Genomic DNA, 25,075 nt, shown 5'->3' with positions numbered 1-25,075 from the left:
TTAGTAATCACCTCCCGATAAGACACCCTTAAATAGTGGGCTGAGTAACACTAACCATACTACAACGATTAACATGGCTCCGAACATGATTAAACCATATCGCTGCAGCTTACCAGTCTGGCCTTTGCGCACCAAATCGCCAAGTCCAACCGGTAAACCAGCTATCCCATTTACAATACCTTCAACAAAATGAAGCTCCAACCAATATAAAATCTTGCCTAATCCATCAACAAAGGTGTGATTGAGCCACAAGTAAAACTCATCAATATAATATTTGTGGAAACTTAGCTTATATAAAGTGCTAAAACGTCTGGACAGTTTATCAGATGAAACCTTGCCCGAACCGTATATATACCAAGCCAAGGAAATCGCTAGTATAGACAATACCGTCGACGTTGCCGCGATACTCCAATTTAAGCCCTCGTGTGATGCCGAACCAAAACGAACCCAGTCACCAAAATGGTTAGCATAAGGTATATAACCGCCAATAACAGCAAGAACGCCAAGCACTACCAATGGTATTCGCATGGACATTGGCGCCTCATGGGGATGATTGTCAGGTTTCTCCGGTCCACAAAAGACGACAATCAGCAATCTTGCCATATAAAACGCCGTCATAAAAGAAGTCACTACGGCAATGGTGTATAATGGCATACTAACCTGGGAAACCACCAACAGAATTTCATCCTTTGAAAAGAATCCAGCAAATGGCGGAATACCGGATATAGCGAGTACACCAATCGTCATAGCGGCAAAAGTAACTGGCATTTTCTGACGCAAGCCGCCCATCTCAAAAATGTCATTTTTATCTGGCAAACCGTGTAATACCGCGCCGGCTGCTAAGAACATCAATGCTTTGAAAAAGGCATGTGTCATCAGATGAAACATGGAGGCCGTAACACTACCTACTCCAAGCGCTAACATCATATACCCCAACTGACTGACAGTAGAGTACGCTAAAATGCGTTTAATGTCCCGCTGGGTAAATGCGATACTAGCAGCAAAGCAAGCTGTAAACGCTCCGATCCAGGCTATTACCTCCATTGCATTTGGCAAAACACTGAATAAGAAAAAAGCTCTAGCTACTAAGTACACCCCAGCTACTACCATAGTAGCGGCATGAATAAGGGCTGATACCGGTGTTGGCCCCTCCATCGCATCAGGCAGCCATACATGCAGCGGAAATTGTCCAGATTTTCCAATAGGACCAAGGAATAAGAGGATGCCTACTATCGCCAGCAAATTTGTGCCATGCTCTGCAACATATAGAGGCAAATTAGATGCTATCTGCTGAAAATCCAACGTACCAAATAAAATCTGCAAAAACAAGATTCCAACCAGCAATCCGAAATCACCAATGCGCGTAGTAATAAAGGCTTTTTTAGCAGCTTCCCGCGCAGAAATCTTGTGGAAATAGTAGCCAATTAAGAGATAGGAACATAATCCAACCAATTCCCAAAAAACAAACAACTGCACAAAGTTAACCGCAATAACTAATCCTAACATGGCAGATGCAAACAATGATAAGTACGCAAAAAAACGTCCAAATCCAGTATCACCACGCATATATCCAATAGAATAGATTTGCACCATCAGAGCTACCAATGTAACGATTACCAGCATCATAGCCGATATAGGATCAATATATACTCCCATATCAACAGTGAGTCCTGATATAGAAAACCAAGGTATTCTCTGAATCAACGGATTATCCACCGTGATATTATTAGCTATCACACCATAGCCTACCCCTAAGGACAAGACAAAGCTGATTAAGCTCATGCAAACAGATACCGTCGCTGCCAATATAGGAAGACGACGCAGAAAAAATCCCAATATTATAAAGCTTATTGCCGGTAACAACGGAATAAGCACAACATGAGACAACGCATATTGGCTAAACAAATTTCTTCACCTACTCTCTAATGCAATCTTACCAGCGCATCTCATCAAGTCTCGCAGCATGCACCGTGTTCCGATCATAATATACTCGAAAGATCATTGCCATTCCAACCGCTACTTCAGCAGCCGCTACTGTAATCGTAAATATGGCAAATATTTGTCCGGTTAAAACCTCCGGTGTTATAAAGCGTGAAAAGGCAATTAAATTTATATTGACCGCATTAAGCATCAGCTCAATGCTCATCAGAATACCGACGATTGTCCTCTTGCTCAATACCCCATACAAGCCAATCGCAAATATGATAGCCGCGACTGTTAAAAAATGAACTAATCCAATCACTCTTCCACTCCCTTTGCCAAAACAATCGCACCAATCATAGCTGCCAGTAAGAGTACTGCCCCTGCTTCCATTACCACCATATAATCGGTCAGTATTAACTGAGCAAGGAGTGATGGGGTATCTTCAACAATGACACTACTGGAATAATGCCAGGGTGTAGTAGCTATGACTCCCAAGGTAACAACGACAAACAAGCCGCTTACCAGTGTAACTACGCGAGACGGAATATTTACGTCCGTATCATTCGTCCCATGCCGCTGACTACGCCTGGTAAGCATCGTCCCAAGAACAAAAACAATAGCAATTGCCCCATTGTAGATCAGAATTTGGACTGCTGCCAAAAAGTCCGCCTGCAATAGCACATACAACCCGCTTACGCCGATAAAACATAAAGCCAGCAGTAATGCGCTGTGTACAAGATTACTTTTTGTCACAACTCCAAAGGCAGCAGCTACTGTAATCGCCGCAAATATATAAAATGCGACAGTATAGCTCAGCTCATTCATCCCTGCTCCCTCCTCTTAAGGTATCCTCTTGCTCAGCATTGGGCTTGTCCACTTGGACTACATCGACTGTTGCCGCTGACTTTTGCTTTGCAATCGCTAAACAATTAACATCCAAGTCATTTTTAAAGTACCGAGAATTCTCATAATTTTTGTCCCAGCAAATAGCATTTGTCGGACATGCTTCAATACAAAAATTACAATACAGACACAATCCTGAATGATATAGATATGATTTTAAGTGCCGTTTTTTCTGTTCATCAATGCCTGTAGTCATCTCAATAACATGATTAGGGCATGCCCTTGCGCACAGTCCGCACGCGATGCATTTTTTATCATCTAACTCCAGCTCACCGCCACGAAAACGATCGGGCATGGTTAGCTTTATTTCGGGATATTGCAGCGTTTCTTTTTTGTTAAAAAAAGCTTTTAAGGTTACGCGCATGCCCTCTAATAATCCTTTACCAACCATAGCTTCCCCTCCTAACTAAAAAACTCGTAAATATACATGCCAATTCCGGTAACAATGATATTAAGTAGCGCCAATGGTAGTAACACTTTCCATCCGAAAGACATAAGTTGATCAATGCGCAGCCTGGGAAACGTCCAGCGAAACCACATAAATAGGAAAATCATTCCGCCAACTTTAAGAAAAAACCAGACCCAACCAGGAAGCCATGGTCCACTCCAACCACCCAAAAACAATGTGGTTGCTATCGCTGAAACCGCCAATAAATTTGCATACTCTGCCAAAAAGAACAGAGCCCATCGCATGCCAGTATATTCGGTAAATGGTCCAGCAACGATTTCTGACTCACCTTCAACTAAGTCAAAAGGCGCCCGATTAATTTCTGCTGTTGCCGTAATAACATAAACCACAAAGGCAATAGGTTGTAAAAGGATAAACCAAGTATGCTGTTGTGCGGCTACTATCGAGCTCATCCGCATCGATCCCGACATCATCACGATTCCTAGAATCGAAAGCACCATCGGAACCTCATAACTAAGCATTTGGGCGACCGTCCTCATACCGCCCACCAAAGAATACTTGTTATTCGAGGCCCACCCTGCCATCAGAAACGGTAAAACCGACTGGGAGGACATAGCTATAAAATAAAAAATACCAATATTTAAATCCGCAAAAATAGCCTTATTATCAAAGGGAAACACTACAAAAACTGCAGCTGCGGGGATAAACAAGAGCATCGGTGCCAACATCCACATCCATTTGTCAGCGCCAGCTGGCATAATATCTTCTTTTGCCATTAGCTTAATCATATCCGCTACCGACTGTAACGTACCCCCTGGACCGACGCGGTTAGGACCTGACCGTCGCTGCATGAAGGCACTTACCTTTCGCTCAGTGTAAACCAATACAACTGCCGTCAAGGAAATAATCGTAAAAATAGCCCCAATATTTATTAAACTCATGCAGATATCTACTAACTGTGGGTCAGGTAGAAAGCGTCCTAAGATAGCTCTTAGTATTTCTGCAATTTTAAACAATCCTGTTATCTCTTGCATGCCTTATGACTCCTCTTAATAAAGTTTAGCAATCCACTTCCCCCATCAATGAATCTAATGTCGCCAGTACAGCTACAACATCACCGATAAGCAAGCCTTGGCAGGTTTCATTCAGTACCTGCAGATTAATAAAGGATGGGCGGCGCACATGGAGGCGATAGGGGTTAACTCCGCCATCGCTAACGATATAATACCCTAGCTCGCCGCGCGGGTTTTCGATGGAATGATACACCTCACCAGCTGGTGGCTTCAACACTTTGGGAATAGTAGCCATAACAATACCCTCAGGCATTTGCTCCAGCGCCTGTGCAACAATACTAGCGCTCTGCTTCATTTCTTCCATTCGGACGATATAACGGTCCCAACAATCACCAACTTGGCCTAGTGGCACACTAAAATCAAAACGGTCATAAATACCATATGGCTCCACTTTTCGAATATCATAGTCAACGCCTGAAGCCCGCAAGGCAGGTCCAGTCAGACCAATTTCTATTGCTCTTTGACCACTAATCACGCCAGTGTTTTTTAAACGGTGATACAGAATTTCATTGCCTGTCAATAAACGGTGGTATTCATCAAGCATAGCAGGAAAATCTGTCAAAAAACGCTGCAGTGCGGGGATAAACTCTGCCGGTATATCAGCTGAGACACCGCCAAATCGTATATAAGTATAGGTCTGCCTAGCACCGCAGGCCATATCAAACAAATCCAAAATCCGCTCACGACTGCGAAAACCAAACATCATTCCGGTAGAAGCGCCAAGGTCAATTGCCAGCGAGCCCATAAAAATCAGATGACTGGCAATTCGATTCAATTCAGTCATAATGATTCGCAAATATTCCGCACGTTCGGGCACTTTAATGCCCATCATCTTTTCTACCGTCTGACAATATCCTAAGTTATTTCCCATGGATGAAACATAGTCCAACCGATCCGTATAGGGGATAAATTGGGCATAAGTTCGACTTTCCGCCAACTTTTCAATGCCACGATGTAGATACCCCATATTCGGGATAGCTTGAACTACCGTTTCGCCATCCAATTCCAGCACGACTTGTAATACACCATGCGTACTAGGATGCTGCGGTCCCATATTCAAAGTAAAGGTTTCTGTCTTTAGCATGAACTCTTTACCTCCTTTCCCCCTGCATTACCAATATTGTACGTTTTGCGCAATGGATGTCCATCAAACTCATCTCGCAGTAAAATACGCCTTAGATCAGGATGCTCGGTAAATCTTACGCCTAACAAATCATATATTTCCCGCTCCTGAAAATTTGCAGAAGGCCAAATAACGGTGACTGATGGAATTTGAGAATCTTCCATACCACAACGGGTTTTTACTGTAATCGACTGACGAAGCGGCAAGGAATATAAATGATAAACAACTTCTATATATTCCAAATAATCGACTGCCGTCAGATTACGCAGCATGTTAAATTGATACGACTCGTTAGTTTTAAGAAACTCGAGTATATCTAGCAAACGATGTGGCTCCACAAGTAAAGCTGACTGCGCTTCCTCGCCAATAATTTTTACGTCCTCTAAATACCGAGCTTGTAGCTCAGCCAATGAATTATTTATGTCTTGATTACTCATGACTTTCTCCTCGCAACCTCGGGATTCTTAATCTTGCGTTTTAATTCCAACATTCCGTGAATCAAAGCTTCCGGACGCGGCGGGCAACCAGGAATATACACATCGACTGGTAAAATCTTGTCCACACCGGGAACAACCGAATACGAGTCGGCAAAAGGACCTCCAGAATTTGCACAACTGCCCATGGCGATGACATATTTGGGTTCAGGCATCTGCTCATACAAACGCTTTAACGGACCAGCCATTGCCCAAGTCACGGTGCCCGCAACAATGAGCAAATCAGCTTGTCTTGGTGAAGCACGAAAAACCTCGTACCCGAATCTTGACAAATCAAACCGCGCGGCGGCAGCCGACATCATCTCTATCGCACAACAAGCAAGACCCGAAGACAGCGGCCACAGTGAATTACTTCGCGCCCATTTTAATACGGTATCAAAACTTGTTAAAATTATATTTTTCTGCAACAAATCATTGTCTTGCTCTTCTTGTGATTGCAGTTTAGTTACTTCCATTCCAAGGCTCCTTTCTTCCAGGCATATCCTAGCCCTACCAATAAAATACTAAGGAAAATAAACATTTCAATAAAGGCAAACTTTCCCAACTGCTGAAACTTAATCGCCCAAAGATATAGAAAAACAGTTTCAATATCAAAAGCGACAAATACTAATGCATACAAAAAATAACTTGCTCTAAATTGTACCCAAGTCTCGCCAACCGTATCTACACCACACTCATAAGGCAAAGATTTTTCTATACCATGCTGGCGAGGGCGAGGGCGAATAAAAAATGCAGTCCCTAACGCTAATAGGGGAAAAACCAAAGCAACGAGCAGTAATAATCCAATATTTCCAAAATCTAGTAACATATTATCTCTCCTCCTTCGATAAAGAATTACTTACGTACAATAGTAGTCTGCCACTCACACTCGACATCATACCTTCTTTTGACAGCCTTTTTTTATACTAAAAAACGCGTAAAGCTCCGGCTATTATAGTCATCTATTTCTTTATTCCATTCGTTCCAAAATCATATCCGCTTGTTTTTCTCACCCACTCCTCCAGCGCATTTACTACTTTAGAATACAGAATATTGAATACAGAATACAAAATGCAAGCTAAGCATATATATCTATCTTATCTCTCAATTCATGTTTTTATCTGTTTTTGACGATTGTATCATAAATAAGGAATAATTAAAGTGATTCATGTCACAGTATAAATTCTTTCACGAGATTACAATCTTCGTCACAATGTATACAATCCCTTCATCTATCTATAGTTTTTTTAATTTTTTATTTCTTTTTATATTACTAGTAATAACTTTCTCCGTACCTTAATCCATACCACTTTTTCAATTTTCTCAGAGCATTTCTTTATGCTATTTATAATTATTGGGGGAATTAATGAGGTTATTTCTTGCTAGCTCTTACCGATAAATTATTTTATTGAAAGCAAACATCCAATAAGAAGGTAGATAAAAAAAAGAGCAAAACCTGGTGTATACTAATACTCAAGTTTTGCTCTACTTATTTAATTTTGCTTTAACATCCGGATTCTAAGGAAGATAGTCTTCTTGGATTCAGGATATTGCTTAAGTAGAAACCCGAGCAGATCCTGAAAGAAGGGGACATTTTAGATTCCTGTGTTTCTTGATGATTCCAATAGAACTATTCTAATTTTTTTAATTGTCGAAGTAACTCAGAGTAATCAATAGAACTAAAATCTGTCATATCCATCTCAATTAAATGCCCCAACTCAAAATTTCCATAACCCCGAGTTCGGCAACGCTTTGTAAATTCTTTATAATCAACTAAGCCATCTGCTTCACTCCGGTTCTTTACATGTTCTCCATAATGATAGCAATTAAGAATATGCCCTAAGTGTCTGTTAGTGTCAAGATCTCTTTTTTTCTGTCGCTCAAACAAAACATCCAAATCTCCAGTTAATCGAATAGTAACAATTTGATAACCATATTGCTCCGATAGCAACTCTATTTTTGATTTATGTTTTTCACTAAAAGGATAATCGGAAATAATGGATGACCCACCTTGCATTATTTCTTTCATTTTCTTATAGTAATAATCCCAGCTCAGTTGTATAGTTTTCTCTTTTTCTTCTAAACTATCAAATCCCAATTCATCCCAAAACTTTTCTTTAATATCATCTGGTGATAATACAACAAAGCAATTTCTCCATTCTAGTATAATATTACACAAATATGTTTTTCCCGTACCTGGATATCCAGCCAATAATATAAGTTTTTTGTTCATTTTATAAGTACCCCTTTTACAAAATAAGAGGTTGTTATAGATCTTCAAGAACGTCCAATGGCATAGTTCATAACCATATGGTCTGTTCGACAAGATTCATAACAACCCGAGAAACTTCACAATATTAAATCAATTCATGACCAAATGATAATTATCCGCCTATAATAAGATTCTACAAGCTCTCTTTGAACATTATTAATATCATAGTAAATCGTCTTTTAAGCATTCAAGAAAATGCCAATTTTATGTTTAATCACATTAGCAACCACTTCATTGCAAGGAACAATATTTTTTCGCAATGAGGCATTATCTTTGCTTTGCGAGAATAATTTTGCTGCTTCCCGCGTCCACCCGACTAGCAATTCAGTTCCTACATTAAATTTGCGTACTCCATGATTGGTGCATTGCTGAATATCTTCATCCTTTACTCCGGTTCCGCCATGAATCACCAGAGGAATATCCACTGTTCCGTGAATGTCTTTTAATAAAGGTATATTTAATTCCGTCTTTGACTTATACTGACCATGATTGGTACCAACAGCAACTGCTAAGGCATCAATACCAGTTTCAGCAACAAATCGTTTGGCATCTTCTGGATTCGTATACGCTTTTTTATTTTCTTGTACAGCAACACCATCTTCTATTCCGCCGATTGTTCCCAGTTCACCTTCAACCGATACACCTCGTGCATGAGCATACTCAACAACTTCCTGTGTTCTCAGCACGTTTTCTTTAAAGCTCAAGGACGAACCATCGTACATAACAGAAGAATAACCCGCATCAATCGCCTTTCGTATATCGGCAAAATGATTAGCATGATCTAAGTGTAGTACCACTTCAGCACTTTCATACTCCGCCAAATACTTACATACATTCGCAATTACGCCATAGCCAATATACTCAGCAGTTCCTGCACTAGTTTGAATAATAATGGGCGATCCCATGTCTTTTGCTGCTCTAATCATTGCGGGCAGCATTTCTAAATTATGCATATTAAATGCCCCTACTGTAAAATTCAAACGTGTCGCTTTATCTGTTACTTTTTTCAAGGTTGTATACATACCGTACAAATCCTCCTGTTTTTTACTGTAAGATAACTTTCACTCAGTCTAAACCGCGAATTACGTCTTTAGAAAGCTTCATCAGATCATCAATTTTACTTAAATATTGCTGTAATTGTTCATCGTTCTTACTATTAACTGCTTCTTTCCTCTTGATATTGTACAATTTAAGCAAATCGGTATAGGCTTTTCCCAAGGTACGATTTTCTTGAATGCTCATTTCATAATATTGGATAGCAGCATCCGTTTCCTGTAATACAAATGACTTGCTACCTAATTCATTTAATATCTGTAGCCTCAAATCACCATTTGCTACCTCTAATTCATTTTTCAGCTGTTCGACTCTGATACGCAGATCCGGCCCAACAACCTCCGTTTTTGTTATACTAGCTACCGTCTCTGTAGGTTGATTTTTTTTCTTAAAGAAGAACATTTAGATACCCTCTTTATCTTAGAATATATTCATCAGTGGCGTAATAATCCAAGCGTATAATAATGCGGCAGCAACCGTATCAACATCCGTAGCCGTCGAATTGGCAAATCCTAGGTTATTAAAAATAGTCACTAACAGCGCTGGCAACAGTGTAATAAAAAATCCATGGGCAATCCCGCCAATAATCGCTCCCCGTTTGCCGCCAGTAGCGTTACCAAAAATCCCCGCCGTGCCGCCAGCAAAAAAGTTAGTTAACATCCCCGGTAAGATCATCGCTAAACCAAACGTCGGTAAGACAAACATTGCAATGATTGTACCAATAGTAGTAGTTATGAAGCCAATAATAACAGCATGCGGTGCATAGGGAAACAGTACCGGACAATCAAGCGCTGGTATAGCATTCGGCACCAGTTTCATAGCAATACCGCGGAATGCAGGCACAATCTCTGCTAAAATCAAGCGTACTCCAGCCAACAATACATAGACCCCAACGACAAACTGAATGGCTTGCAAAAATGCATGTACCAGATAATCCGTATGGCCGGCTAATTTTCCACAAAATTCAGGTCCAGCAAAAAACGCTGTTACTAAATATAGTGGTACCATAACGACCATAACAGATAGGTAAGTATCTTGTAAAAACTCAAATGCTTTAGGCAATTTGATATCTTCTGTAGAATCTTCCGGGTTACCAACCAATTTGGCCACCCCTGCTTCAAAGAGATACCCGATGGTGCAAAAATGTCCTAAAGCAATATCATCGCTACCGGTTATCTTGCGAATCAAAGGCTGAGCAATAGCCGGCATTGCCACAGCAAAAATGCCCCCAATAATACCACCGACAATAATCAAAGTTGCGCCTCTCAAACCCGCAAAATAACCAAATACCGTACACATCGTGGCCATCCACAAAATAGCCTGACCAGTCAAAAATATATATTTCCATTTAGTAAATCGGGCAATGATAATATTTACAATGAAAATCGCTAGAAAAGTAAAAGCAATCGGGCTGCCCAGTCCCATCTCATTCATAGCCTGTCCATTGATCGCTTCTATTGAAGGTATAATACCTTGCATATGAAAGCCTTCACTAAAAATCTTGCCAAAATAAATCAAACTCCCAACAATGATACCAGCACCAGCAGATAATACCTGAAAACCTAATAGTGTTTTAAACGTTCCAGCTATAGTTTGACCAGTAGATTTTTTTTGCAGAATCAAACCAAGCATAGCAATTAAAGCAATTGTAATCGCCGCTTGCGTCAAAATATTGGTAATGATGAAATTAATAATTGACATCAAAAATCCCCCTTACTTTTTATCGCTACCTCTATAGCACACCTTTAGCCTGTAATACTGGAGTCAATTTCTCTTCAATTTCTGCTTTACCAACAATATTTTTTAAATATAAAATTGTCGTTGTATCGGGAATCGTAAACTGTTCAAATTGTGTTTTAAAATTCATAGCCGTAATGATAACTTCTGGATTCATTGAAACTGCCGACGAAATATCACAATGATCCAAGTCCGCTTCCACCCCCATCTTGCGCAAAACATCTTCCACACTCATCTGACAAGCAAAACTACTGCCTAACCCCGCCCCACACACCATTAACATTTTGACCTTTTTCTTCATCATTACCCCTCTTTTCTAAATAATCTAATTTTTTCTACCAACATACAAAATGTCTTTTATCCTATTCTTTTTATGTATAACTACTGCTTCTAACAGCATAAAAATAATTATTTTCTATCCCTACCATTTGGCCACTGATACCATCGACTAGCCGTATTCATTCCTTGCTAAGATGCGTTACGCCTCCATGAAATATCAAGTTAATGCCACTTGTATCCGCCACCTCTTGTAATAACAGTTAGTCTTTTTTCGCCATCTATACGACCTCCTCGAACTCATCTAATACATGTTTAAAATCATCAATAGTATATTGGTTTGATATTTTATCAATTTTCCATTCTTCATTAATAATATTAACTATGGATTTCATAACCTTCAAATGCGAAAAATTGTCGGTTGCTGCTAAACAAAAAACTAATTTTACAGGATCATTTGTTTCATGACCAAAAGAAATTGGTTCTTTTAACGTCATAACACTCAGTCCTAGTTTGATCACGCCATCTTCTGGGCGCGCATGAGCAAGCGCTACTCCTTTTCCGACGACAATGTATGGCCCATATTTATTGACAGCTGCAATCATTGCCTCAATATAATCTTGATTAATATAGTGATCATCAAGTAATGGCTGCGCCGCATCTTTAATACAGGTCTCCCAATCTTTTGTTGTATACTGCAATAAAATATGCTGGTCTTTAAGTACTTCATGAATCATTGGTTGAACCCCCTGTCGATTTAGAATGATTTTATTTTTTTCAAATAGTTGTTCAAGATCTTCAATGAAATTTTCCATCTTTATTTTCATGCTGTGTTTTTCAGCAACTTTACAAATTTCTTTAAAAAAATCAACTGCATCAAAATTAGATCCGCCCGACTTTTCTATATCAGGATTACTTTCGATAAATCTTTTTATTTTTTTTCGATCATACTCTGTCAAAAGCGGATCTATTTTTAAAGAAGGCAAATTTTCAATTTCAATATCAATCGTTTTTAAGGCGAAGTCAGCTCCCAACCGCTTAATGGCATGAATATCATAACCATTGACAACCCCCAGTACATCAAACTGGTAATATTTTTTTAGATTTTCCGCTAATAATTCGCCAGTTGCTACCCCATGACCGCAAATAACAACAACTCTATACTTACCCGGATTATGTTGAGCAAGCTTTTCTTCTGAAGCACTAAAGTGAAGAGTAATGTAGGCAATTTCTTCTTCAGAAATCTTTTGGCGGCAATATACTTCTAAGATTCGGACAGCTTTACGAACTGCATTATACGTAGTGCTGTATTGCTCCATAATCATATTTTTAAGAGGATTAAAGATACTTACCCCATTTTTGCTACGGTTAACCAAAGGCTCAATATGGTTGAATAATCGTTCAAAAAGTTCTTTATCTTCAAGAAAAGGAATCAATGTAATCTGCTCCATTTCTTTAATCAACTGAATGGTCAGTAATTGCAATCCTCCCCAGTCGATTTTCAAAGACGCTAGATTTTTAATATTAAAGCTATCAATAATAAAACATAAATAATAGCGTTCATATTCACTGATTGTTCTCGCCTGAATCCCCATTACGTCTTGCAATAGTTGAATAACGATTTGATACGAATGCAGTTTTTCATAACGAAGTGGCAGACTATTCGTACTATTGACCATATACCCTTGCGTAAAGCGCTTATACCAAATAGCAAAAATAATCGACATTTGCCAGCAATGTATTTCATTAAAGACTAATCCTTCTGCTTGGGCTATTTGTTGAAGAGACTGATAAATTTTAGCAGGAAGTTCTTTCTGTAAATACGCAATAACGACCTTTTCTTTCTTAGAAAAAACAGAATGACTGCTACGATTATCAATCATCATTTCTAAATTGATATATTTATTAATAACATTATTAATAAATAAACGGATTGACCATTCATCGCCAAGAAGCTTAAACCCCTCTTTAGGCGTACTTTTAACAATTACCCCATATTCTTGAGCCAGCTTGCGGATTGTTTTCATATCTGAATCGATAGAACTCTTGCTCGTAATTAATTCGTCAATAAAAGTGGTCGCAAAGGTGGGTGTGATTTCATCTAAAATCGAGAATAAGATCATGAGCACCCGTTCTTCCGCCGAATAATACTCCACATGATATTGCGCAGAATTAAGTAGATAGGAAAACTGTTCTTTTTGATAATCCGTAAATTCTAATTTCACACCAAGTTTGCGATCTTGCTCAATATGAGGCAAGTGATTTTGCTGTAGAAGTTGATTGGCTTGTTCTAAATAATACCGAACTGTTCTTTCTGATTTTTGCAATGTTGTTTTCAGGTCATGGTATGTAATATATTCATTTCGTGATGCTAAGAGAAGAATTAGATCTAATTCTTTGCTAGTCATGGTATCCACCTCGCATGTTTAGTATAAAGACTAATGGCAATCCGAAAAAGTAGAACTATTTGCAATATGTTTTTGCAAAAATTCATACGCATTTGATAAACACCCCACACTCAATTTTTACAAGCTTTAATTCATTAGCAAACTCCCCCCTACCAAATTCACACAAACAAAAAAACCACGAAATTCGTGGCTTCCAATCTTAAATAATTTGGTATTTCATTTCTATCAAAATCTAACTTCATATATACCAATATCCTTTCAATGAAACAATATGCCTGTTCATCTGTTTTTTACGATTAAGTTTTTCCTTACACTTCGTCAACAGCAAGGATTTCCCTTTCTAATATGTTCAAAAACCATCACTAACTCACAGTCATAAATTGCCCATCACCATAGCCGTTCTTGAAAATAAGCTCTTACCGACTATAAACGATCATCGAACATTGAAATAAACCTAATCTTTTATTCCATAATACACTGTTTTTTGCCGAGACAAGTGACCTGTCCCCTTGTCCCTTCTTTCATAATTTTAGCCGTTACCAATGATACGGTTCTCCGTAACTACTATATCGACGTATATTCTCATTATCTAATTCTGAATTACACATTTTATGCGGCTTTTTTTTGCATGTCAATCACTATTGTTTCAGTAGCATTTATAGCCCCTTTTTTTATACAGTGGTATAATTATTCTATTTAGATTAACGTAAAGATAATAAGTAATAATTACATATAAAAAAATAATGACAGAGGGAAAGTACCATTATGGAAAAATCAAAGTTTATTGAAATGATAAAGTATAATCCTAATGCTATAGCATATATAAATAATCCTACAGATGAGATGAAGTTATTGGCTATTAAAAAAAACGGACTTGCGTTACAATATATAGATTATCCAACTAGAGAGATGCAAGAATCAGCTATAGACAATAATGCTCGAGCGATTCAATTTATAAATAACCCTACAGAAGATATGATGATAAAAGTTATAAATGATGGATGGGTTAACTTAGAGTATATTAAAAATCCAACCGATACATTAATTAAATTCGCTATAAATCAGACTGGATGGGCTATTAAATATGCTAATAATCCAAGTGAGGAATTGCAATTATTAGCTGTAAGAAAAAATTACGATTCAATAAAGTTTATAAAAGAACCTTACAAAAGTGTACAAGAAGAAGCGGTAAAAATAAGTTATGATGCATTAAGATATATAAATTCACCTACACATAATGCAGAGCTTATTGCTGTCAAGAATGATGAGAGGGCTATTAGACTTATCTCTGATTTAGATAAAAATAAGATATTAGAATTTTTGAAAGTAAATATTTTAGTGATTAAATATGTTATGCAAGAAATAGAAATATCTAAAGATGAATTAGAACAAGTTTTAAAGGAAGCATTATCAAATGAAGATGTTGAAGAAAAATATGTTAGAGATTATTTAAATAGTACTATAAATAAGAATAGTGATATTATGCGAATGGACAAGATGATGATTATTTATAAATATGGAAGTAAAAAGGCAAAAAAAATAGCTGTAGATGAAAAGCTAAAGATGAAATAGGTGGAGATATAATGAATTTTATAGATACATTAAAAAGTGTTGATTTAGTACTATCTACTGGAGAAGTACCTTTAATCGTTGGCGAAAGTGGCATAGGAAAAACAGCTTTAGCCAAGGAAATTGCGAGTGTAAATAATTGGAGTTTAATTGTTATTGACGGGAATCTCCTTAAAGAAGGTGAAATAGGTGGTCTTCCAACTATAGAATCTTATACAAAAGTTAATTCTAAAGGAGGTAAAGTTGAAAAGAAAACTACAGTATATGCCGTTCATAATAAGTTAAGGGAAATTGATGAAGCAATAGCGCAACAAAAAACAGTTCTTTTATTTATCGACGAAATAAATCGTTGTGAACATACAGTACAACAGGAACTTATGAATTTAATATTAAATAGAGAAATTAATGGATATAAGTTACACGAAGATGTAAAAATAATAGCCGCTATGAATCCTTCAAGTAAATATGGTTCGGATTTTGATTACCAAGTTGTAGATATGGATGTAGCGCAAGAAAATAGATTTGTGTGGTTACACATGGAACCTGATTATATGCAGTGGTTAGATTGGGCAATCAATATAGGAATTGAGCAAAAGGTTATCGAGTTTATCTCAACTTTCCCAGAATATTTACATAAAATAAATGAAGATGATATAAGAGCAACTCCAAGAAGCTACGAAAGAATTTCTAGCATTTATAAAATTTATAAGGAGAAAAAAGATTCAATACCTAGATCCGTGTTTTTAAATGTTATAAAAGGAAATGTCGGGAAATTCATTGCAGAAGAGTTTGTTAGCTTTGTTGAATCAGATTATAGTTCACTACTTTCTTATGAAGATGTTTTTTCAGGAGATTCTCTTCATCATTCTATTATAGAAAGAGTAAAAAACGAAAGTCATACAAGACTTTATCTATCCGCAAAGAATATTCTAAAAAACTTAGAAGCCAATATAAAAAATGGTGATTATGACACAAGTTATTATATTGACAGACTGATTGAGTTTTTAAAAATATATCCTGTAGATTTAATGATAGGAATCATGAAGGATATTAAAAATAGTTATCCTGAAGTATACAAACATGCCATAGAAAATGAAGCTTTTGTAGAATCCTATTTTGAATCTTATAATGCAATAAGGTGATAATGTATGGAAACTTATTTTGAAACCCTTGTTAAAGTGCTTTATGAAAAAGTAACGAAAATTATTAACATTTTTATAAAAGAAAATCGTAGAGATAATAATGTTAAAATAAATATACCAAAAGATTTTAATGAAGAGTTTTTTAGCCTTGTAGATAAAGTGAATTTAAGTCTGATGGAAGACAAAGATAATTTCTATGGATATTTTTTGTTTCAAATGTCAAGAGAAATAAGATTTGATATAAGCAGTCCTACTGCCGTGAATTTTAAAGGTTCGAAATATGTTATCTATTTTAACCCCATAATTTTTTTAACCCTTACTATAAAACAAATGGAAAGTACAATTAAACACGAAATACTCCATATATTATCTATGCATTTAATAAGAGCAAAAGAATGTAAGGCTAAATATGGAACATTAGCTGTTAATATGGCAATGGATGTAGTAGTAAATACATATTTAGATCATCTGCCCCCCTATGCTACAACTTTAGAATGGGTAAATTTAAATTACTCTTTAAAACTCTTGCCCTTTGAATCCTTTGAATATTATGCAGAAAAAATTCAAATTGCCATAGATTTATTAGAAGAAGATGAAGATGCAGCAGAGGATGATAGTAATAAAGATGAGAAAATAGAAACTGATTATGCCCCTGAAAAAACCCATGATATTTGGGAAGATTCTAGTGATATAGATGAAAAAACCCTTAAAGAATTTACTGAGAAGTTTATTGATGCTTCGCAAAAAGGCAATATTCCAAACTATTTAGAAGGCATGATATCATCACTTAAAAATAGCAAGGCTGAATTGCCTTGGAATTTATATCTTAAGAGGATGATGGGAACTGTTGAAAGTAATAAAAAGAAGATTATAACAAGAAGAAATCGAAGACAGCCCGATCGATTCGATTTAAGAGGTCAACTTAGGAGTCATAAAGCAAAAGTTGTTGTTGCCCTTGACATAAGTGGAAGCATTAGTGACGAAGAATTTAATCAAGCCATAAAAGAAGTACTCAATATAGTAAAAAATGTTAATCATGAAATTACGATTATAGAATGTGATAGTGAAATCAGACGTGTGTATAAAGTCAAATCTGTCAAGGATATAAAAGCTCGAATGAATCTAAGAGGAGGCACTAAATTTACCCCCGTTTTTGAATATGCTAATAATAATAAGACTAATTTGTTAGTGTATTTTACAGATGGCAAAGGTGAAGATAAACTTCTCTCAATACCTAAGGGATATAAAACATTATGGGTTATTTCTGGGAGAGGAGAAAAGCTTTCCTTAAAAGAACCTTATGGAGCAGTTAAGAAACTTAATACTATTGAAATAAAAGATAATACATTATATACAAGTGATCTTATGAGAGATGGATATTCAATGAATAGCCAAGAAGTAAGTCACATTTGAGTGCAACCTACACAGATTTAATTTTTGGCAGCTCGCCAAAAAACTGGCAAAGGAATGTCTTAGGGGGCATATAAATATCTAGACACTGCCAACAAAGTAGCAGTGTCTAGATGCTAAAGTTAGCTTATAAAGAAGACTTTATTCAGGTGGAGTTTTAACTCCATCTGGATCTTAGTCGCACTTATCCAGAGACTTAGTCGCTCTTGACTCCCACTTGGAGAAGATGGGAGTCTTAGAGCGACTTGTCATCGGATAAATTACGATATGGTGTAGGAACCAAACATGCGACCTCATCAATCAATCTTGAGTCGAAACCATAGAAAGTCCAATGCCTTCCAGTCCATCTATAGCCCGTAACTGCACCATACTCTACGCTTGTTGGATAAAACCAAAATTGTCTTCCATTCTTAAACCATACATAAGTGGTGTAGTACAAGCAATCAATGATATAAGAATATGATGGTTTTGGGGGAATAACTGTTGGTGGCGGAGAGGTCGGAGGTCCGTATTGCCTCATAAATAATAGCCCCCCTTTTTAAGCTCTATATAACATAATATGATGAAAAGTTAATTAGTGTTCATCAAGGCCTTCCATATCTATTCCTCTCCTTGAAATGTCCAAATCATATAAAACTACCCCCTCTTGTCCATTTCATAACTGAAATTCTACAAGAGAGGGTATTTTTCACTATCTATTTTTAAATGTTTTTTAAACTTTAAACATTCCTATTATTTTTTGTAACTCTTCTGCCATTGTAGCCAATGATTGACTCGCCGACGCAATTTCTTCCATAGATGCCGATTGCTCCTCTGTCGCCGCTGACACTGTTTCTGTTTGTTCCGCAATAATTTTACTTTCTTTATCAATCCCTTGCACAGCATTTACCACATTTTCAGCTCCGCTCATTATCTGCTGAGTTGCAGCAGATATTCCTTGTATCTGATTTGATATTTCTCTAATCATCTGAATAATTTCTCGAAAACTTTTTCCTGCTAGATTTACAACTTCTGAACCTCGATTGACTTCCTTTCTACCTTCATTCATAAATAGTACTGCATTATTAGTTTTTTGTTGAATTTCAGCAATTAAGGTAGCAATTTGTTTTGCGAATTCTTGCGACTGTTCAGCAAGTTTACGAACTTCATCAGCAACAACAGCAAAACCTCTTCCTGTTTCTCCAGCTCTTGCTGCTTCAATCGCCGCATTCAGTGCTAAAAGATTGGTTTGTCCTGCAATTGCAGCTATTGCTTCAACAATTTGACCAATTTGTTTTGATTTTTCTTCTAATTCGCCAATTACATTTGCAGTCTCATATGTCTTTTCTTCAATTACACCCATTTGACGTACTGCTGTTTCTATAGAACGCTCACCATCATTAGCCGCTTGCTCTGTCCTTTTTACCGATTCAGAAACGATCATTGCTTTTTGCGAAACTTGTTGAATTTCTTTTGATATTTCCTCAACAACTTCTACTGTAGAATCTACAAGTTTTAATTGTTCATTTACTCTTTGTGCAACTTCCGTAATAGATACAGCTACTTGGTTTGAGGCTTGAGCGGACTGTTCAGCACCCGCTGTCATTTCTTCAGAAGATGCTGCTATATGTTCAGAATGCTTTACTAGATTAAATGTAACATCACGCATTTTATCGATCGTTTTATTGACTTCATTGGCTAATTGCCCCAGTTCTCCTGATGCGTTAATTGAAAGTTTCTTTCTTAATTCTCCATCGCCTAAATATCCAATAAACTCCATAATCATAGAAAGATGTTGCAACATTTGTTTTAAAATTATCCATGATAAAAATGATAGTAGTATGGCCAGCGTAAATAAAATAATTAATGATGATTTTAAACTATGATAAAAGTTCTCTAATATTTCTTTCTTGGGTACATTTACTAAAACACTCCAGCCTGAGGATGGCACCGAATTTACGGCTGCAATATTTTTTTCGCCTGTTTCATCCGTTATTTCATTAGCTATAATTGAAGAGTCCTTTATTAATGCTTTTACCTCTTCTGAAATTGTTTTTCCTTCAATTACCCATTCTTTGTTTTTATGAGCGACAAATTTACCAGATGGTGAGATTATTTCAGCATATCCAGTCTTACCAATCTGCTCTTTGCTAATTATAGACTGCAAATAATCTACCTCTACACCTTGAATCAGCATTCCAGTTACTGCGTTATCACTTTTTATCGGATATGCAAACACAATTGCAACTTTGCCCGTATCCTTCGATACGATTACATCACTAATTTGGGGCTGCCCTGTCGTCATTACAGCCTTAAAATAATCACGATCAGCACGACTTGCGCTTATTGCCTTGGCACTATATGGATAGGTATTAACAACTGAACCATTTATATCGGTAATTGATAGAATGTAGACACCTGGAATGGCCTTGAAAAAATATTCTAGTTGCGCTTGCTTCGCAATAAAATCACCTTTTTCAATGATTGGATTCATCGATATTGCTAGTCCTGTACTCTTTATACAAGAAACATAAGCGTCAACAGCATCTGAGAGTTGAAGTGCTTGATTATGGAGATTTACTTTATTATCTTCGTGCACAGACTGATACAACGAATATAAATATGTACCACTGAGCAAAATTCCTGTAGCAAAGATCATACTTACCAACAGACAAATTATTTTTGTTCTTATGCTCATTTTCAACCTCTCCAATCTTAATATTGACCCTATTAAATATCGTTCGTCATATCCTTACATCTTTTTTTAGTATCTTAATTCAACCTAATTAACGTATGTACAAATTCCATTTGAAAAGATAAAGTTACAGGGTAGCACCTCCTAGTAGTGCCAACCTGTAGCTTTTGTTTTTTCACATCGTTATCAGAATTAATATTTATATTATTTGGCCAATCTCTTTTCCGAATGTTTGTTGATACTCGATTCTCGCTGTGTTGGCGTCAAACTCGCCAGAGGATTTCGAGACGACCATTGTTGCTACGGCGTTACCCATAGCATTGCAAACGCACACGGCTTGAGACGTAAACCGATTGATACCAAATAATAACGGCAACCCTTCAACTGGAAGAATTCCGGACGCCGTCACTGTTGCAGCAAAAACGATGAATGTCCCTCCGGAGACGGTTGCTGCTCCTTTAGAGGTTAACAGCATGATCAAAACAATTCCGACTTGCTGCTGAAAGTCGAGGCTGACACCATATGCGTTGGCAAGAAACAGTGTGCACAGCGGCATATAGACAGAGGTGCCGTCAAGGTTAAATGCATATCCGGTGGGAATCACCAAACCGACGGATTGTTTTGAACATCCCAGTTTTGGCAATTTTTCAATGAGCCTGGGTAAAACACTTTCGGATGATGCTGTAGCAAACAGAATTACGATTTCTTCCTTGAAATACCGCAGAAACCTAAAGTGATTAAAGCCATAGATGCGCATGATGATGCCGAAAACAGCAATAATGACGAATGCCAGCGCGGCATACATAACGAACAGTAAATATCCGAGGGAGATCACAGCTGTCATGCCACTGCTACCAATGGAATAGGCAATGGCACCAAATGCGCCGAATGGCGAGAATTTCATGATGACATCAACAAACTTGAAAAAGCACTCCGACATTTGGGCCAGTGATTTTTCAACGTCGAGTCGTTGCTCAGGTTTTAGCATTAAAACAGCAGCACCAAAACCGATTGAAATTGTTAAAACCTGAAGTAATCCACCAGTAGTAAACGCCCCTAGGAAATTCTCGGGAACAATCGTTTCAACAAAGTGTTGCATGGTCATCCCACCGCCACTCTTTGCGTATTTAGCCGCCGCTTCCGCTTTCGCCGCTGCCGTAGCGGTTAAGTGCATAGACGTACCGAGATCGGCAAAGTTGGCAATGATCATGCTAATGATCAATACTATCGTTGAAACAATTTCGAAATAAATAATAGCTCGCAAACCGATACGACCAACACTTTTCATGTCTCCAGCAGAAGTGATACCATGCACAACACTTAAGAATACCAGTGGAGCCACTACCATCTTGATGAGACGCAAGAAGATGTCGCCTAGCACCTTCATGTCGATAGCTATTTTAGGTGCGATAAAGCCTAATGCCAAACCTAATACAATTCCAGCTGTAACTTGAAAACCCAACCCCGCATAGAAAGGCGTAGCCGAAGAGTTTGGAGGCCCTTCCGTCGGTGTTTGCACCAAATGATTAGGCATAAATTCCCCTCCTAAATTATGAGTCTTGTGTTATTTGTGCCTTCTTGCTTTAATATTTATCCAGTTTGCAATTTTACTACCAAAGACCAAGAACCTTCCACCATGCACCGCCTATACCGAGCCAGATAATTACATTAATGGTGGTAAGTATAAAACCCATTCGCCACCATTCCCCTTGTGTTACATAGCCCGCGCCAAAGAGAATTGGACCTGCCGAACCGCTATAATGGGTCAAGGGTATCATAACATTAGATAGAAAAGCAAAAGCTAATGCCGCAAGAAGCGGCGGTGCCCCTGCCCCTACAGAAATGGCAATAAACGCTGCGTACATCGCGCTAATATGTGCAGTAACACTAGCAAAGCCATAGTGAGAATATACGTAAATTATAATCAGCAAGCCAAAGGCCATGATCCAAGATAAACCGGATGCCGTAATTACTACCCCTGCCGATTTTGCAATCCATGCAATGAAGCCGGATTTTGCCAGTTCTGTTGCCAAAGCAACAAGGGAACCCATCCAAAACAGCGTATCCCATGCGCCTTTCTCACCAATTACATCCTGCCAGGTAAGTACCTGACAAATAACCATGACACAAACGGCGCTCATGGCGACAACAGTTGCTTCAATATGGGTAATTTCTGAGGTCGCCCACATGATCATTGCTCCTATAAATACCAATGATACAATTTTTTCCATTTTCGTCATGGGTCCCATTGCTTCCAGTTCCTTAATCGCTAAGCCTTTGGCCTCCGGCATCATCTTAATTTCCGGCGGATACAGTTTATAGAGAATGTACGGAATCAGCAGCAAAGAAACAGCACCGGGAACAAAGGCGGCCACAGCCCATGAAGTCCAGGTAAGCTGCACGCCGATTGCTTTAGAGGCAATCTCAACGGAAAGAGGATTGGCCGCCATAGCCGTCATAAACATGGCACAGGTAATGGCATTGGCATGATATTCAACCAGCATGATATAGGCGCCAAATCTACGAGCTGTCGGCCCTGGTTCAGAGTCAAGGGCCGAAGATAACCCCTTGATAATCGGGAAGATAATACCACCAGCCCGCGCTGCACTGGAAGGCGTTGCCGGTGATATCACAAAATCACTAAGCGTAATTGCATAACCGAGGGTCAAGGAAGACCTGCCTATAAATTTAATAATAACAAAAGCGATTCTTCGGCCCAGGCCGCTTTTTATAAAACCGCGGGCAAACAAAAACGCTGAGACAATCAGCCACATTGTCCCGTTGCCATAGCCCATCAGAGCCTCTGCCACCTTCAGTGTTCCGGACAGAGCGCTAAAGGTAACAGCAATAAAGGCAATTGCGCCTATGGGCAAGGGCTGGAGAATATAGCCTAAAATCGTAGTCACGAATATGGCGAATAAGTGCCACGCCTGCACCTTTAAACCTGCCGGAACCGGCATGAACCATATAACGGCGCCAACAGCCAATACAATTAATCCATTACGCATATCTTTGCTCATGGCATTATCTCACATCCTTTTTTAGAAATTCCAATTTATCTGCTACAAATGTTGACTATAACTTAGAAACCAGGCGTATGCCGTATAAATGAAAATTCACATAATTATTACGGCATACGCCCGTTAATTCGGACATTTATTGAAATGTGTTATGCTTTATATTTGGCAAGAACACGATCAGCAAATTGCGGCGCATAACCAATATATTTCCGAGGGTTTATCATATCGGCAATTTCTTCGTCGGTAAAGGCTTCGCGGACCTTGGGTTCAGCCTTTAATGCTATGTCCATCTGCTCTTCTTCTTCATATGCTTTCATACAAGTCCTGTAAACAATATCGTGGGCTGTCATCCGCCCTAATTTAGGCGCTAAATGCATCATTACACATTCTGACATCATTATGCCTCTTAATTTGTTTAAGTTTGCTTCCATATGTTTTGGATAAACGATTAAATTTTCTAATACATCCATGGATTTTTCTAGTGCTGCGCCCATGAGATGGCAAGCACGTGGAATTGCTTCCCATTCGGTAAGGAAGCAGCCCCAGTCACGTTCATTTTCACTTACCATGCTTTCTACAATTGCCGGAGCTATACTTCTAACGCTACGACAAACAGCGATAATATTCTCAACGACTTGCGGATTGCGTTTATGAGGCATGGTACTAGAACCCACTTTCCCCATGAAAAATGGCTCTTCTAATTCAATAATTTCAGTTCTCTGCAAGGAAAGAATTTCGCTGGCAATTCTGCCGATTGTACCTGCACAAATAGCAAGTACGCTAACAAATTCTGCTTGACTGTCCCGTGCTACATGCCAAGCAATTGCCGGAACATTCAGACCTAAAATTTCCATCATTCTTTCTTGGACTTCAAGTCCTTTTTCCGGATGTGATGCAAGTGTGCCTACAGCACCACCTAGTTCGCCGACAAAAACTCGGTCTTTAATTTCTTCTAAACGCTGAATATTTCTGCCCAATTCATCTGCCCAGATCGCTACTTTATAACCAAGAGTAATAGGTAATGCATGAATTACGTGGGTACGACCACACATAATGGTATCGCGATGCTCTCTGGCTAACTTCAGTGTCGATTTTTGACATGCTTTCATTTGTTCTAAGATGACGGCATACGCTTCTTTCATCTGTAGAACCAGTCCAGTATCTACAATATCGTGACTAGTTGCACCCCAGTGAACATATTCACCGGCATTTCCGTCCAATACTTTTTTAAATTCTTTTAATAACGGTACTATAGTTATTGAACTTTTGTAGTTTTCACCAATCTGTGGAATATTTAATAATTCCGCATTGGCTTTCGCATTAATTTCATCGGCTTTCTCTTTTGGGATAATACCGAGTTCGCCCTGTGCTTTTGCCAGTGCAGCTTCTGTATCCAGCCATTTCTGAGCCATATTCTTATCACTGAATATTTCCCTCATTTTGTCAGTACTAAATAGACATCCAAAAATTTGACTGTCAATTGTTGTTGATGGCATTTATAAAACCCCTTTCGAAATTTCGTTCAGCACTCCCCCTGCGCACATAGCGCAAGCAATGAATAACCTTGACTAAATGTTATCATTTTCAGAATTAACAGTGAAATATCGGCA

At 38.1% G+C, this 25,075-nt stretch carries 22 protein-coding genes; 3 read left to right on the top strand and 19 right to left on the bottom strand.

Annotated elements, in window-relative coordinates:
- The 15 genes from nuoL to UFO1_RS03625 form a co-directional block, all read right to left on the bottom strand.
- On the bottom strand, positions 1-1,905 hold the full coding sequence (gene nuoL, locus UFO1_RS03695; RefSeq protein ID WP_038668067.1) for an NADH-quinone oxidoreductase subunit L: 1,905 nt from the start codon (positions 1,903-1,905) through the stop codon (positions 1-3).
- Positions 1,906-1,933: 28 nt separating this feature from the next.
- A complete protein-coding gene (gene nuoK, locus UFO1_RS03690) occupies positions 1,934-2,242 on the bottom strand; it encodes an NADH-quinone oxidoreductase subunit NuoK (protein ID WP_038668065.1) in 309 nt (102 codons plus the stop codon).
- Positions 2,239-2,748, bottom strand: coding sequence for an NADH-quinone oxidoreductase subunit J (locus UFO1_RS03685; RefSeq protein WP_038668063.1), 510 nt, complete (start codon positions 2,746-2,748; stop codon positions 2,239-2,241). The genes nuoK and UFO1_RS03685 overlap by 4 nt, the downstream gene beginning before the upstream one ends.
- On the bottom strand, positions 2,741-3,217 hold the full coding sequence (locus UFO1_RS03680; RefSeq protein ID WP_038668060.1) for an NADH-quinone oxidoreductase subunit I: 477 nt from the start codon (positions 3,215-3,217) through the stop codon (positions 2,741-2,743). Before UFO1_RS03680 ends, UFO1_RS03685 begins: the two co-directional genes overlap by 8 nt.
- A gap of 11 nt (positions 3,218-3,228) precedes the next feature.
- Entirely contained in the window at positions 3,229-4,269 is a 1,041-nt protein-coding gene (nuoH, locus tag UFO1_RS03675; protein ID WP_038668057.1) for an NADH-quinone oxidoreductase subunit NuoH, read from the bottom strand.
- A gap of 25 nt (positions 4,270-4,294) precedes the next feature.
- Entirely contained in the window at positions 4,295-5,392 is a 1,098-nt protein-coding gene (locus tag UFO1_RS03670) for an NADH-quinone oxidoreductase subunit D (protein WP_038668055.1), read from the bottom strand.
- Positions 5,386-5,868: an NADH-quinone oxidoreductase subunit C gene (locus tag UFO1_RS03665; RefSeq protein WP_038668052.1), complete on the bottom strand. Its 483-nt coding sequence runs from the start codon at positions 5,866-5,868 to the stop codon at positions 5,386-5,388. Before UFO1_RS03665 ends, UFO1_RS03670 begins: the two co-directional genes overlap by 7 nt.
- Positions 5,865-6,380, bottom strand: a complete 516-nt coding sequence (locus UFO1_RS03660; RefSeq protein WP_038668049.1) for an NADH-quinone oxidoreductase subunit B — start codon at positions 6,378-6,380, stop codon at positions 5,865-5,867. The genes UFO1_RS03665 and UFO1_RS03660 overlap by 4 nt, the downstream gene beginning before the upstream one ends.
- Entirely contained in the window at positions 6,371-6,733 is a 363-nt protein-coding gene (locus UFO1_RS03655; RefSeq protein ID WP_038668046.1) for an NADH-quinone oxidoreductase subunit A, read from the bottom strand. The genes UFO1_RS03660 and UFO1_RS03655 overlap by 10 nt, the downstream gene beginning before the upstream one ends.
- Before the next feature lie 801 nt (positions 6,734-7,534).
- Positions 7,535-8,137 (bottom strand): AAA family ATPase, encoded by a 603-nt coding sequence (locus tag UFO1_RS03650; protein WP_038668044.1) that lies wholly within the window; start codon positions 8,135-8,137, stop codon positions 7,535-7,537.
- A 218-nt stretch (positions 8,138-8,355) separates the two neighbouring features.
- The gene (locus UFO1_RS03645; protein ID WP_038668042.1) at positions 8,356-9,198 is read right to left on the bottom strand and encodes a class II fructose-bisphosphate aldolase; all 843 of its coding nucleotides are present in this window, start codon (positions 9,196-9,198) and stop codon (positions 8,356-8,358) included.
- Between the two features lie 43 nt (positions 9,199-9,241).
- Complete coding sequence (locus UFO1_RS03640; RefSeq protein ID WP_038668039.1) at positions 9,242-9,631, bottom strand: hypothetical protein; 390 nt, start codon at positions 9,629-9,631, stop codon at positions 9,242-9,244.
- 18 nt (positions 9,632-9,649) lie between these two features.
- Positions 9,650-10,930, bottom strand: a complete 1,281-nt coding sequence (locus UFO1_RS03635; RefSeq protein WP_038668037.1) for a PTS sugar transporter subunit IIC — start codon at positions 10,928-10,930, stop codon at positions 9,650-9,652.
- Between the two features lie 31 nt (positions 10,931-10,961).
- The gene (locus UFO1_RS03630; RefSeq protein ID WP_236639323.1) at positions 10,962-11,270 is read right to left on the bottom strand and encodes a PTS sugar transporter subunit IIB; all 309 of its coding nucleotides are present in this window, start codon (positions 11,268-11,270) and stop codon (positions 10,962-10,964) included.
- A gap of 253 nt (positions 11,271-11,523) precedes the next feature.
- A complete protein-coding gene (locus UFO1_RS03625; RefSeq protein WP_038668032.1) occupies positions 11,524-13,650 on the bottom strand; it encodes a BglG family transcription antiterminator in 2,127 nt (708 codons plus the stop codon).
- Between the two features lie 765 nt (positions 13,651-14,415).
- Here UFO1_RS03625 and UFO1_RS03620 point away from each other — a divergent pair.
- The 3 genes from UFO1_RS03620 to UFO1_RS03610 are packed head-to-tail and all read left to right on the top strand — an operon-like array spanning position 14,416 to position 17,774.
- Positions 14,416-15,222, top strand: coding sequence for a hypothetical protein (locus UFO1_RS03620; RefSeq protein ID WP_038668030.1), 807 nt, complete (start codon positions 14,416-14,418; stop codon positions 15,220-15,222).
- 11 nt (positions 15,223-15,233) lie between these two features.
- On the top strand, positions 15,234-16,361 hold the full coding sequence (locus UFO1_RS03615; RefSeq protein WP_038668028.1) for an ATP-binding protein: 1,128 nt from the start codon (positions 15,234-15,236) through the stop codon (positions 16,359-16,361).
- A gap of 6 nt (positions 16,362-16,367) precedes the next feature.
- On the top strand, positions 16,368-17,774 hold the full coding sequence (locus UFO1_RS03610) for a VWA-like domain-containing protein (RefSeq protein ID WP_038668025.1): 1,407 nt from the start codon (positions 16,368-16,370) through the stop codon (positions 17,772-17,774).
- Positions 17,775-18,483: 709 nt separating this feature from the next.
- Here the strand turns inward: UFO1_RS03610 and UFO1_RS03605 are convergent.
- From UFO1_RS03605 to purB, 4 genes are all read right to left on the bottom strand, one after another.
- Positions 18,484-20,448 carry a methyl-accepting chemotaxis protein gene (locus UFO1_RS03605; protein ID WP_051788806.1) on the bottom strand — a complete coding sequence of 655 codons (1,965 nt, stop codon included), beginning with the start codon at positions 20,446-20,448 and terminating at the stop codon, positions 18,484-18,486.
- A gap of 196 nt (positions 20,449-20,644) precedes the next feature.
- On the bottom strand, positions 20,645-21,979 hold the full coding sequence (locus UFO1_RS03600) for a cation:dicarboxylate symporter family transporter (RefSeq protein WP_051788805.1): 1,335 nt from the start codon (positions 21,977-21,979) through the stop codon (positions 20,645-20,647).
- A gap of 76 nt (positions 21,980-22,055) precedes the next feature.
- Positions 22,056-23,453, bottom strand: a complete 1,398-nt coding sequence (locus tag UFO1_RS03595; RefSeq protein WP_084159916.1) for an anion permease — start codon at positions 23,451-23,453, stop codon at positions 22,056-22,058.
- Positions 23,454-23,614: 161 nt separating this feature from the next.
- Entirely contained in the window at positions 23,615-24,961 is a 1,347-nt protein-coding gene (purB, locus tag UFO1_RS03590; RefSeq protein ID WP_038668020.1) for an adenylosuccinate lyase, read from the bottom strand.
- Positions 24,962-25,075: the final 114 nt, after the last annotated feature.

It is taken from the genome of Pelosinus sp. UFO1 (assembly GCF_000725345.1).
Taxonomy (GTDB): Bacteria; Bacillota; Negativicutes; order DSM-13327; family DSM-13327; genus Pelosinus.
Note: the sequence above shows the minus strand (reverse complement) of the source record. Positions and strands in the feature narration are given on the sequence as shown.